Source organism: Mesorhizobium sp. P2_E10 (assembly GCF_056404235.1).
Genome location: NZ_JBFUEK010000026.1, coordinates 13,946 through 25,636, shown reverse-complemented (window position 1 = coordinate 25,636; position 11,691 = coordinate 13,946). Strand labels below are relative to the sequence as shown.

Here is an 11,691-nt window from a genome sequence, read left to right as displayed (position 1 = left end):
TCGGAAGCAATCTGATGACGTCGTTTGCGGGGCTTCGGTTCGGATCACCAAGGTTGGTTGGCGGGCCCGACCGTGAACTCGTTAATCGTGGTGTCTTCCGGTGCATCGATGGCGAACGCAACGACGTCAGCAATCCGGTCCGGCGAGATTCCGTATTTGTCATAGGTATTCTGCATCGCGGCCGCCGTGCCTTCATCGCTGATGGTTTCAAGCAGCTCCGTGTTGATCGCGGCCGGATAGATAGTCGCCGTGCGAATGTTCGTCCCTTCCATGGCGGACTCCATGCGCAGCACTTCCATGAAGTCGCGCACGAACCATTTCGTGCCTCCATAGACCGCCCCGTTCGGGTAAGCCTTGAGGCCGGCGACCGATGAGGTCGCGATGACGTGTCCGGATTTCCGTGCGATGAACTCCGGCAGCACCGCGGCGACGCCGTTCAGGACACCCTTGACGTTCACGTCGACCATCTCGTGCCAGTCGTCGGTCTTCAGTGCCGATAGTGGCGAGATCGGCATCAGGCCGGCGTTCAGGAACATGACATCGACGCGACCGAACGCCTTCTTGGCCAACTCGACGATAGCGTCGTTATCGGACTGCTTCGTCACGTCCAGTTCCTTGTAGGTCGCCTGACCGCCGTTCTTCGCGATCTCGTCGGCGATCTGCTTCAGCCTATCGGCGCGCCGCGCGCCAAGGACGACCTTGGCGCCTTTGCTCGCTAGCAGCTTTGCGGTTGCTTCGCCGATGCCTGACGATGCTCCGGTGATGATTACGACCTTGTCCTTGATCATGGCAGTTCTCCAAAGTTGATGATTTGGTTTCTCAGGCGCCGTATTGGGCGTCCGTCACATGCTCCATCCAGTCGACGACCTTGCCGTCCTTAACCTCCTGGAGGGCGATATGAGCCATGGCGGTTTCCGCTGACGCGCCGTGCCAGTGCTTTTCGCCCGGGCCGAACCAGACAACGTCGCCGGGACGGATTTCTTAGATCAGGCCGCCTTCGCGCTGGACGCGGCCGGTCCCGGAGACGACGATCAACGTCTGACCAAGCGGATGAGTATGCCAGGCTGTGCGCGCGCTCGGCTCAAAGGTCACCTGAGCGCCTTGGACTCGCGCGGCGTCGAAGGGGTTGAAGAGCTGATCGATCCGCACCGTGCCGGTGAACCAGTTCGCCGGGCCTTTGCCGGAAGGCCTCGTGCCTGCGCGAAGAATGTCCATAACTGATCTCCCTTGTGTCCTCAGATGCGTTCGATGCGGAGCGAGAACTCGCCGCGCACATGCAGGGCCTGCTCGCCCCCGTCGAAGCGGCCGAGCCTGATCAGCCCTGGGTGGCGGTAGTCATCGTAGAACATCGCCAGATTGCCCCACGGCATGAAATAGCAGAGGTCATAGGGCTGCTCGTTGGCGAACGGACCGCTTCCCTCCTCGGTTAGCTTGCGCGGCAGATAGGCGATCTTCTCGTTATGCGCATAGTCCTCAATGTTGAGGTCCAACGGCAGCATGGAGAAGAAGTCGCGCGCCGAGGGATTGTCGTAGAGCGTGGCGGTCATGGTGCGGCCGTTAAAAGTCATCCTTATCTTCATGTCGGTGGGCTCCTGGCTGGCTGGGGCCTTGCCCTCTTGGCTGGCGGCTGCGCGCGGCAAGGCCGCCACCGCGAGCGCGGCGAGCAATGTCCGGCGGCTGAGCGTTGCACATTCGATGATCATGGCAAGGATCTCCGGGCCAGATGCGATGCGGCAAAGGCGGTGAGCGCCGACCCGCAGAGCAGCACCGCGCCGAAAGTGAACGCTCCCCACCAGCCGACCGTATCGAAGAGCGTGCCGCCGATGGCGGCGCCGCCGGTGATGGCGAGCTGAATGACGGCCACCTGCAGCCCGCCGCCGGCCTCGGCATCGTCCGGCAACGTGCGGCTGAGCCACGTGCCCCAGCCAACGGGCGCGGCCGTGCCGAAGAAACCCCAGGCAACAAGTAGCAGCGCTGTAGGAGCCGGCAATGTGCCGAACGCGATCAGCGCAACGGCTAGCGCGGCCATGACCAGCGGGATGACGATGAGAATGCTGAACAAGCGTGTGCGCAAAAGCCGGCCGATGCACCAAGTGCCGGCCACTCCCGCCAGCCCCATCCCCAGCAGGATCGCCGAAAGCGAGGTGATGTCGAGTCGGGTGACGCTCTCGAGGAAGGGGCGCAGATAGGTGAAAAGCGCGAACTGGCCCATGAACAGCAGCATGATCGAGGCCATGCCGATGGCGACTGGAAGACGGCCCAGCAGCGCCAGCGGATTGCCTGGACGTTTCTTTTGGCGCGGGGGCAGCGCTGGAAGGCTGATCCACTGCCAGACCAAAGCCAGCAGACCGAGCGGCACGACGAGAAAGAAAGCGCCGCGCCAGCCGACATAGGCGCCAAGAAAGCTACCCACCGGTGCAGCAATCGTAGCGGCAATGGCATTGCCAGCGTTCAGCATGGCGAGGCCTTTTGGAACCATGTCTTGCGGCATCAGGCGCATGACGATCGCGGTCGACATCGACCAGAAGCCGCCGATCGCGATTCCGAGGAGCGCGCGGCCAAACATGAGAAGCGCGTAATTCGACGCAAAGGTCACTGCGAGCCCGGATACGATCAGGAGAACCGTAAAGCCGGTGACGACCAGCCGGCGGTCAATTCGCCGGGTGAGGCCCGCGACCAAGAGGCTGGTCACGACGGCAAAAGCACCCGAAACCGAAATCGCCTGTCCGGCGCGGCCTGCGGTGATGTTGAGATCGGCTGCGATCGGGGAGAGCAGGCTGACCGGCATGAATTCCGACGCGATAAGCACGAAGACGCACAGCGCCATCGAAAGCACCGCACCCCATGCGGCGCGGTCTTCTATGAATCTCGTATCGTATGTTGTTTCCATAATTGACGTCCTGCAAGGCGAATGGGGGCGGATCAGCCGCCTTCTCCAATCGTCATGCCCGGAATATATCGATGCGAAATCCATTCTATTAGACTGAGTAGTTCGCATGGACTTATCTGCCTATGATATAAATGCGGGTGAGGAGGTGACCTATGCAGCGTGATGGCATGAAGGATCTGCTCTGGTTCGTCGCGGTCGCCCGGGAGCGCAGCTTCACCAAGGCGGCGGCCAAGCTCGGCACCTCGCAATCGACCCTAAGCTCGACAATCAAGGATCTGGAAGCTCGTCTTGACGTCCGTCTGCTGACTCGCACGACACGGAGCGTCGCCCCGACGGAGGCCGGCGAGCGGCTTTTCCAATCTCTTGGCCCGCGCTTCGACGAAATCGAGGCCGACCTTGCAAGCCTGGTGGCCTTTCGCGACAAACCCTCCGGAACGGTCCGCATCACGCTGTCCGACCATGCGCTCCAGACGACTGTCTGGCCGAAGCTGCAGCCAGTGCTTGGCGACTATCCCGACGTGCGCGTCGAGCTCTACAGCGACAACGGCATGAAGAACATCGTGGAGGAGCGCTTTGACGCAGGCGTGCGGCTCGGCGAGAGCATCGACAGGGATATGATCGCAGTGCGGATCGGTCCGGATTGGCGGCTCGTGGCCGTGGCTTCGCCGGAGTACTTTGCCCACCATCCGGTGCCAACCACCCCCCAGGATCTGGTCGATCATGACTGCATAAACATGCGGCAGGCGACTTTCGGCGGATTGTATGCCTGGGAATTCGCCAGGGATGGGCGCGACCTTCGCGTGCGGGTCGAAGGCCAACTCACCTTCAATTCGAGCATTCCGATGGTCGAGGCTGCGATGGGCGGCTGCGGGATCGCCTATGTGCCGGAAAATCTGGTGAGCCAGCACATTGCCAAGGGACGGCTTAGGCTCGTGCTTGACGACTGGAGTCCGCCATTTGCGGGCTATCACCTTTATTACCCGAGCAGGCGGCAGCTCTCGCCAGCGATGGCGGTAGTCGTCGAGGCGCTCCGGTATCGCATCTGACCCCAGCCAAGCCACTCCTTGCGCTCGTTTGGTGCGGGGACGATGCGGGTGGCGATGTTCCATCGCACATCCCGGAGGCCTTCACCGGTCAGATCTTGCGACAGCAACGATCATACCCAGCCAACTCTGAGCTTGTTTGCGATGGCTGCTCCAGGAAGTTTCGCCCTGACACCGGACAGTTCGTTCAACGGCCGAGGAGCGGCCGGTGTCGAATCAAGAAAGCTGGCGCAGATCCAGCTTGATCGGCCTCTCGGCCTTCTGAGAAAAGCGCAGACCTTGTTGCATTGGCCGCTGGATCGCCGATCGCGCTATCGACCAAGCCCTCGCGAACTAAGCTAAGGCCCGTTCGGCTCCTGCAACATGGGACTTCTCGCCGACATCGACGCCAAGGGCACTTGCGCCTTCGTAAAGCGTTCTCCTGGCAGAGATGCGGTGAGGTGCGGCGCCATGATCATGAAGAGAACGGATGGGTCGAGTTCCAATGACAATGTCCCAACGGGCGCATCGGCTTCGTTCCCCTATGACAGGATCACCGTCGAACGCTTCCGGAAGAGTTTTCCCCGGGCCCGTTGGAGCGATGAACTCAAGGCCTGGTTTGTCCCGGGAAAGACCGCCGCTCGGCGTTTCAATCGTTGGCTGGAGCAAGAATTAGCCGGATCGAACGTGCATGCTGACAGCAGGGGACGCGACGCCTACGCCTTCGATCCTATCGTTTCCAAGTACCTGCTCGTGCACCAGGATCGGCTGGAGGTGCAAACACCATATTCTCGCTCGGTGGTAAACACGATGCGCGACGTGCCGTTTGCGTCCTGGGATCCCGACAGGCGCGCTTGGACAGTGCCTTTTCGCTCCTACGAACAACTGCATCGACGCTGGGCGGAAATCGAGGCGGCCGCCATTCGCAACGAGCCCGAAGCGCGAAAGCAGCGCGCGGCGCAGAGGCGCGGGTCTCCGCAAGACCTGGCGTCACGTGCACGTGCTATAGAACGCCGCCGCAGGCGCTATCCGCTCGACCCCGCCGATCTTCCACCTTTTGGCCGGCCCGTAATGACACGAAGCTTTGGTGTCGTCGTCTTCGTCGGATGCGATGGTGACTCCGTCGACGGCGAGATACTTCGTTCCCACTACTCCGACCTTCCAGACCACCATAATTATGTCTGGGGGCGATGGCGTCCCGCCGACCTCGATGAGCTCATCAAGACCTGGCCCTCGCGATCCAACACGAAGATCGATGGAGCAGTTTGGTGGCAGCCGACTCTCGACGATTTGAGGGCCGCAAGAAAGATGGCTCGCGCATTGGAGGGAAGGCGGACGCGGCTGCGAATAATTACCCGCCGTTGATGCTCTGCTCGATCTGCCGGGCCGATGGGCAAGATGCTGAAGTAGCCGTACTGGTCTGACAGATGGCTGTAGAACTTCGATCCGGCTCACTGCCGCGACCCAGACCTATCGTCCGATCGAAACCTTCACGATCGTCGCGCTGATCTACTTCGCCGTTTCGTTCCCGTCGGCCAGCTTGTCGGTTATCTCGAACGCCGCCGCGCGGCCGGGGAGCATGTCCCGGCTGTGACTCTCAGCGGCAAACGGAATATTGCCGGAGCCAGCTTCCGCATGGTAACAGCGTGATACTTCGACGGTCGCGCTCAGCCTAACTGGGATGGCTGAACTCCGCACGCGACGCCTGCAGCGCGACGCTCGACAGAGGCTCTCGCTGATCGGTCCGAATTACTCCCGGATCATAGCTCTTGCGGGCGAACACCTCCCGCACCATGGGCGCGAAGAACTCCAGCGGCCGGGTAGCGTAGTCCGGATCGAAGCTCGCCTGGTCCCATTTCTCGCAGCACTCGGCGCAGTCGTCGAAATAGGCGGCGTCCCTGAACGCATCCCGCTTGTGCGGGTTCGCACCGACATGCTCGGCGTAATAGACCAGCTGAAAATCGCCGTGCTTCTCCACCACCCAGGCGCATTGCTCGCGCAYGAACGGTCGTATGATGGCAGCGGCATATTCGTCGTGATTGTAGGGAGCGTAGATGTCGCCGATGTCGTGCAACAGCGCCGACACCACCCAGTCGATGTCTGCGCCGGCATTCCAGGCACGCGGAGACCGGTAATTTGTCTGGGGTCGAATACCGATTATTAGGTCCGCGTAGTCCATGAGCGTCGCTTTGTTCGGAGGGAAAGCGATGGCGGTAGAATGGACGATCACGATCGAGGGCAGGAACGAGTTCGGTGACGTTTGCCGCAAGGCGGTCCATATCGACAAGAGCTGGGAACGTCTGTCTGACGGCGACCTTGGCCTGTCGATCGAGGAGGGTAAGACGATCATGACGGCGCTGCAGAGGGCTGTCGTGAACCACGAGGCGGAAACGTATTCCCTTTTTCGACGAGTCTGCCCGGAGTGCCACAGGTTTCGGTCAGTTAAGGACTACACGACGCAACGGATCCGGACCGTCTTCGGCACCGTGGAGGTGCGCAATCCTCGCTGGATGATGTGCCGAGATTGTTACCCGGGCATGGTCATTGCCTTCGCGCCGCTGAAGGAGATCTGCCCCGATCGAGCGACAGCCGAGCTGATGGAACTGACGGCGCGGCTGGGGAGCATGATGCCGTACCGACGGGCAGCGGATGTGCTTGCCGAATTCCTACCTGTTGAGCCGACCGAGACGCATGCCACCGTGCGCAAGCGAACCATCAGGATTGGCGAACGGCTCGACGATCAAGTTGCAGAGGAAGAATTGCGCGCAAGGGCGCAAACGGGCGAACGACGCCAGCTTGAAACGCAGCTTCCCGGCGATCGCCGCAAAGAGTTCGTCATTAGCATCGATACGGCGCATGTTCGCAGCGCCGATTCCAATTCAGCGCGAAACTTCGAACTCGTCGTAGCCAGATGCGGCCGCGGCGGGCGTGGCGAAGGCGGCGGTCGCTATTTCGCGACCAGCAGCACCGACCAACGGGCAATCCGGGATCGAGCGCTCCATGCGCTTCAGCAAGAAGGATATTGCGGCTTTGGCGACGTCACCGTGATCTCGGATGGCGCCGAAATCCTGAAGCGGCTGCCCCGCGCCATGCCAAAGCCGACGGCCCACATCATCGACTGGTTCCACATCGCCATGAAGATCCAGCCGATGCAGCAGATCGCCGATCACATCGTGCGATCCCGGTCCGGTCTCTCTGAAGAGCTTCCCACCATCGACCGGGACATCAAAGCGGTGAAGTGGCGTCTGTGGCATGGGCGGGTTGATCGCGCGATCCCCGACCTGGGGCAATTCCTGGCGAGACTGAAGGCTTCGCAAGGAGACGGCGAGTTCTCGATCGCCCGTCTTCACAGCCTCGGCTCCCAGCTCCTGGCCTATGTCAGATCGAACCGCGGCGCGATCGTCAACTATGGCAAACGCTACCGTGCCGGGCTCCGGGTCGCAACGACCCTGGCTGAGTCAGCGGTGAATTCACTCGTCGGCAAGCGGATGGTCAAGAAACAGCAGATGCGCTGGTCGCTCCACGGCGCTCACATGCTCATGCAGGTCCGGACGGCAGACCTGAACGGTGAGCTTCGCGATCGATTGCGGGCACCGTTCCGACTGCCAGAGCCGAACGTGCCACCACTATTCAAGCCCAAACCGCCTCTTCTGCGCGCCGCCTGACCCCAGACAAATTACCGGTCTCACGACAGATAATTCTGGACGGCATACTGGAACCGGCCGGAAACACCGGAATGTTCGCCACAAGCGCCGACATTTTAGGTTCCGGTCTGCCTCGACGAGAGAATTGCCGCGCTGTGTCGTTCAGATCGGGCGTCAATTTACGGCCATGAGATGACGTTCCCAGACAAGAAACAGGGCCTGTCTAACCATAAGCTTGAATTCGCGCGTGATTGTCGGAAGCCGCCCAAAGCGACGCGAGTAACCATGAAACGTGTGGAAAAAGCACGGCCGTTCGTGCCGACCGAAATCCATGTCGGCACGGTCATGGACGAGAAAGGCACCTTTGGCATTCTCTCGATCCGGACAACTGAAGGCCTACTATTAGACCTTCCGACAAGTCTTGATGCGACGCAACGGCGATTGTCGCGCTAAGATCGGGGTGCAATGTCCTGCTTGCGCTACACAATTCCGATGGCATTACCGAGCGGAACATTTCACTCCCGGCAGTAAAGTTTGGGTTTCAGAGCAAGAGTAACTGACCTTAACTTGAAGGCGGATCAGGGACTCGGGTCAAGCCAAAGAGGATTTTTACTCTATGACGAACATACCTCGTCTTATGGTACTGAAGCTCTCGGCACCACCATCGGTGACGCGGACCGTCTCACTCAATATGTAACCCTCTTCCCGCTCCCAGATCCCCACAATAAAATGTAAGGTCGAGTTTGCGAGCAGGATACTGGTATCATCCCACTGAAGGCTATAATTTCCCTCAGCCCAATCAATTCCAATGCCATAACCAATACGCGACTTCTTTTTCACGCCGGCGGGCCCAAATACTTCCCAAAAGCGTGCATAAACATCGCAGCATCGAGCACCGGTTTTAAACGCGGGGAGTGTGGCCTCAAATGCGTCTCGAACGCTTTGATCGATATGGACAAGCCTCGCGGACGGTTTTCCAAGGAACGCGGTTCGAGAGACAGCCGTGCTGTATCGACGCTGATATGCACCGGTCTCAAAATTTGTTTGCATTCCCGCTTGGTAAATGCCGGATGACCAATAAACATGGGGTGCATTAGATATTGGCCCCACCGCCATCACGGGCCCCGTGATCGGTGGACCACCAGGAAAATCCGTGGTGCCCGCAGCTAGCGTCGAAACCACCTCGGCAGCTACGTCGGCTTCCCGAACGCCTCTGCCGATCTTCTTCACACCTGCCAAGATAGCGGCATCGGCAATAGCGCCCGCACGTCGCATGTACATTAATTCGTCTGTCGACTTCACAGCGCGAACTGCATTAACCCAGCCGCTGCCTTCAACGATTTCGACCGGGCCAATCGCCTTTGTGAGAGCAGCGTAGTTATCCACGGTGAGGCCCCGTGCAGAACGCTCGATAGCCAACCGGCCTGTATTCCTCCTTGCTGCAATGATTTCGCCGATCTGCCTCCAAACGGGCTCCTCACCCAGACCGAGCAAATCCTCATCGTACCGAATGATGTGCTCATCATTTAGGTATACGCTGTTCGCGCAAAGAACGTCCATCTCCCGCAGAATGAGCGTCGGCTGCTCGTCGCTCAGACAAACTAAGAGCCCCTGCGGAACGTAAGCTGAAAACCCTTCGTACCCTGTTAGGTACACTATATTGGGCTCACTGATAACAAAGAGGGTGCCAACTCCGGCCGCCTCCATTCGCAGCTTAACAGATCGCAGCCGTTCCTGGTATTCTAAAATAGTAAAGGCTAACGTCCTAGACACACGGTGCTCCTGACTATGTTACATTATCCGCGATGCCGCTAACTCCTAGAGCTGAAGCGGCGATAATCATGCGCGCCATTGCGATGGCATCAAAGACCGGACGGCGCGCACGCAGTTGATATTGCGGAACAAAACTGCATAGCGCACAGCACTCAACCAGCACGATCTCCACTGTTTCGTCATCACAAAGCTCTTGCAGAGCTTCTAACGAGTCTTCAAGGATCTGATCCCAGTCGTAGTGTCGGTGTTCGGTCACCTTTTTCCATGAGACGCTTCCTTCGAGACCGCTTAAGCGTATTGAATTCTTGGAAAGTGATGGCCACGCTGCTTCGAGATGTTGGTCCGTTAATTTGCTGGCGTCGAAGGTCAAAATGCCGATTCGACCGTCTCGGCTCAGAAGATTCTTCAGGAAAGGAAGCAGAAGAAGGCTGGACGTTGCGACCGGCACCGACACACTTTCCCTGATCAGTTTGTCGTACGCGACTGTAAATCCGCAGTTGCTGATGATTAGCTTTGCCCCTCGCTGCTCGAGAAATCGCGCAGACTCGACGAACGGGTCGCAAAGTTTTGGATCAGCGTTAACAATCGCCTCTACGGACGCACCTGGGACATTCTTCGTAACGACAGGCCAATCAAAATTGTCAGGATGGTCGAGTTCACGCGGCTTCGGATCAGCGTTCACAGGCTCGTCTAGTCGTAACAGTCCAACGTACGGTAACATTTCGAATTCCCAAATTTTCGCAGATACTTTTCACCTAATCCGGCCGCGAGACTCCGCTGCTCTCGGGCCTTCTCCCATAGAGGGCGGCCGAGCATGCACAGCCTTTGCGTTTCGTGGAACTAAGTGGTACGACACCTAGAAACGATGTCAATCGACGTATTGGATCATTTCAATATGCAAAGGAGTTTACTAAAAGTGCGATGGACGTGGAAGCCTGAAATTTTAACCTCTGGTGGTCCGCGCTACCAAGCGATCGCAAATGCGATCGCCACAGCTATCGACGCCGGCGAACTCCGTCCTGGAGAAAGGCTGCCGCCACATCGAGACCTATCATTCCGAATGGGGGTGAGTGTCCAAACGATCTTTCGCGCCTACGCCGAACTGGAACGTCGGGGACTTGTATCCGGTGAGATCGGACGAGGTACATTCATTCGCTATGCAAACCCTGACAAGGTGCCGAGTTCAATCGTCGACAAGCGAGAAGATGATCTCCTTGATCTGTCCACGATGGCTCCAATTGCCGGAGAAACCCATGTTCAAGCGTTACGTGAGATGCTCGCTGCGCTGTCCAAATCGCGCGAATTGGAGTCGCTTTTAGCGCACAGGCCGATTATAGGATTGCATCATCATCGCCTGGTGGGGTCCAATCTGCTGAAGACGATTGGACTAAGCGCCTCTCCCGAGACAGTGTTGATCACAAACGGCTGCCAACACGGCCTATGGGTTGCCCTCGCATCAGTCACCGAGCCTGGGGACATCGTCGCCACCGACCAACTAGTCGAAAGCAGCGTTATCACAGGATCAACAATTCTTAAGTTGCACCTTCGTGGATTGGTAAGCGACTCCCAAGGTATTCTTCCGGAGGCCCTTGCTGCTCTCTGTAGCCGCGAACATGTAAAAGCCATTTACCTCACACCAACGTTGAACAATCCTACCGTCAGCTTGATGAACGAGGACAGGCGACGAGCGATTGCGGCTATTGCGAGAGAATTCAATACGTGGATCATCGAAGACGACGTTTTTGGTCCCCTTATTGAAGAGCGGCCACGACCGATTGCCGCTTTTGCGCCGGAGCGCACCTGCTATGCAACGAGTTTTTCCAAGAGTATCATGCACTCCCTAAGAACCGGCTATTTGTTGGTTCCCGAACCTCTGCTGCCGCGGGCAATTTCCCGGCTGAGGACCACGGGCTGGATGTCAAATTCGTTTATGGCCGAGATTAGTTGTAGATGGCTCACCGACGGAACCACCGACCACCTCATTGCGTGGCAACGCCAGAAACTGGCCCAACGACATACTATCCTTGACCTGGAACTGGGAGACGCTCATCACAGTTCCCATCCGACGTCGCTTCATGTTTGGCTCCCCCTTCCCGATTCGTGGCGCACTACCGCGTTCATACAGGAAGCTCGAAGAAACGGACTATTGATAACCGGACCGGACCCTTTCATTGTCGGGCGCGAGACGGACCCTCATGCGGTAAGGCTGACGATAGGTGACTCCGTTCGCGAAGATAAGGATTTCGAGCGCGCAGTTAAGACGCTTGCACGCCTCTTGGTTGCCAACCCCCAGCCGAGTTCACCAGTCATTTGATCCGACCATGGTATAATTACCGGGGCGTTGTTTTTCAACGTATGGTTG

At 58.6% G+C, this 11,691-nt stretch carries 11 protein-coding genes and 2 pseudogenes; 6 read left to right on the top strand and 7 right to left on the bottom strand.

Going from position 1 to position 11,691, the window contains the following annotated elements:
- Nucleotides 1-44: 44 nt before the first annotated feature.
- The 4 genes and pseudogenes from AC1D0N_RS30275 to AC1D0N_RS30260 all read right to left on the bottom strand — a co-directional run bounded on the left by AC1D0N_RS30275 (nucleotide 45) and on the right by AC1D0N_RS30260 (nucleotide 2,890).
- Complete coding sequence (locus AC1D0N_RS30275) at nucleotides 45-788, bottom strand: SDR family oxidoreductase (RefSeq protein ID WP_477250104.1); 744 nt, start codon at nucleotides 786-788, stop codon at nucleotides 45-47.
- 31 nt (nucleotides 789-819) lie between these two features.
- Nucleotides 820-1,215, bottom strand: a pseudogene (locus AC1D0N_RS30270) ((R)-mandelonitrile lyase).
- A gap of 20 nt (nucleotides 1,216-1,235) precedes the next feature.
- Entirely contained in the window at nucleotides 1,236-1,703 is a 468-nt protein-coding gene (locus AC1D0N_RS30265; protein WP_477250103.1) for a cyclophilin-like fold protein, read from the bottom strand.
- The gene (locus AC1D0N_RS30260; protein ID WP_477250101.1) at nucleotides 1,700-2,890 is read right to left on the bottom strand and encodes an MFS transporter; all 1,191 of its coding nucleotides are present in this window, start codon (nucleotides 2,888-2,890) and stop codon (nucleotides 1,700-1,702) included. The genes AC1D0N_RS30265 and AC1D0N_RS30260 overlap by 4 nt, the downstream gene beginning before the upstream one ends.
- Nucleotides 2,891-3,042: 152 nt before the next feature.
- Here AC1D0N_RS30260 and AC1D0N_RS30255 point away from each other — a divergent pair, with 152 nt between their 5' ends.
- The 3 genes and pseudogenes from AC1D0N_RS30255 to AC1D0N_RS30245 all read left to right on the top strand — a co-directional run.
- The gene (locus AC1D0N_RS30255) at nucleotides 3,043-3,936 is read left to right on the top strand and encodes a LysR family transcriptional regulator (RefSeq protein ID WP_477250100.1); all 894 of its coding nucleotides are present in this window, start codon (nucleotides 3,043-3,045) and stop codon (nucleotides 3,934-3,936) included.
- A 453-nt stretch (nucleotides 3,937-4,389) separates the two neighbouring features.
- Nucleotides 4,390-5,277, top strand: a complete 888-nt coding sequence (locus AC1D0N_RS30250) for a hypothetical protein (protein WP_477250134.1) — start codon at nucleotides 4,390-4,392, stop codon at nucleotides 5,275-5,277.
- 88 nt (nucleotides 5,278-5,365) lie between these two features.
- Nucleotides 5,366-5,478 (top strand): annotated as a pseudogene (locus AC1D0N_RS30245) (amino acid ABC transporter permease); the annotation flags it as partial.
- Between the two features lie 106 nt (nucleotides 5,479-5,584).
- Here AC1D0N_RS30245 and AC1D0N_RS30240 read toward each other — a convergent pair.
- A complete protein-coding gene (locus AC1D0N_RS30240) occupies nucleotides 5,585-6,091 on the bottom strand; it encodes a peptidase (protein WP_477250098.1) in 507 nt (168 codons plus the stop codon).
- 28 nt (nucleotides 6,092-6,119) lie between these two features.
- Here AC1D0N_RS30240 and AC1D0N_RS30235 point away from each other — a divergent pair, with 28 nt between their 5' ends.
- Together AC1D0N_RS30235 and AC1D0N_RS30230 are read left to right on the top strand one after the other, a co-directional pair.
- Nucleotides 6,120-7,577 carry an ISKra4 family transposase gene (locus AC1D0N_RS30235; RefSeq protein ID WP_477250097.1) on the top strand — a complete coding sequence of 486 codons (1,458 nt, stop codon included), beginning with the start codon at nucleotides 6,120-6,122 and terminating at the stop codon, nucleotides 7,575-7,577.
- A 264-nt stretch (nucleotides 7,578-7,841) separates the two neighbouring features.
- Entirely contained in the window at nucleotides 7,842-8,009 is a 168-nt protein-coding gene (locus tag AC1D0N_RS30230; RefSeq protein WP_477250095.1) for a hypothetical protein, read from the top strand.
- A gap of 156 nt (nucleotides 8,010-8,165) precedes the next feature.
- Here the strand turns inward: AC1D0N_RS30230 and AC1D0N_RS30225 are convergent, their stop codons facing one another.
- Nucleotides 8,166-9,329, bottom strand: a complete 1,164-nt coding sequence (locus AC1D0N_RS30225) for a M24 family metallopeptidase (RefSeq protein ID WP_477250094.1) — start codon at nucleotides 9,327-9,329, stop codon at nucleotides 8,166-8,168.
- A gap of 13 nt (nucleotides 9,330-9,342) precedes the next feature.
- Nucleotides 9,343-10,011 carry an aspartate/glutamate racemase family protein gene (locus AC1D0N_RS30220; RefSeq protein ID WP_477250092.1) on the bottom strand — a complete coding sequence of 223 codons (669 nt, stop codon included), beginning with the start codon at nucleotides 10,009-10,011 and terminating at the stop codon, nucleotides 9,343-9,345.
- Nucleotides 10,012-10,194: 183 nt separating this feature from the next.
- On the opposite strand from AC1D0N_RS30220, the gene ehuR reads away from it, so the two are divergent.
- Nucleotides 10,195-11,643 (top strand): MocR-like ectoine utilization transcription factor EhuR, encoded by a 1,449-nt coding sequence (ehuR, locus tag AC1D0N_RS30215; RefSeq protein ID WP_477250090.1) that lies wholly within the window; start codon nucleotides 10,195-10,197, stop codon nucleotides 11,641-11,643.
- Nucleotides 11,644-11,691 lie beyond the last annotated feature (48 nt).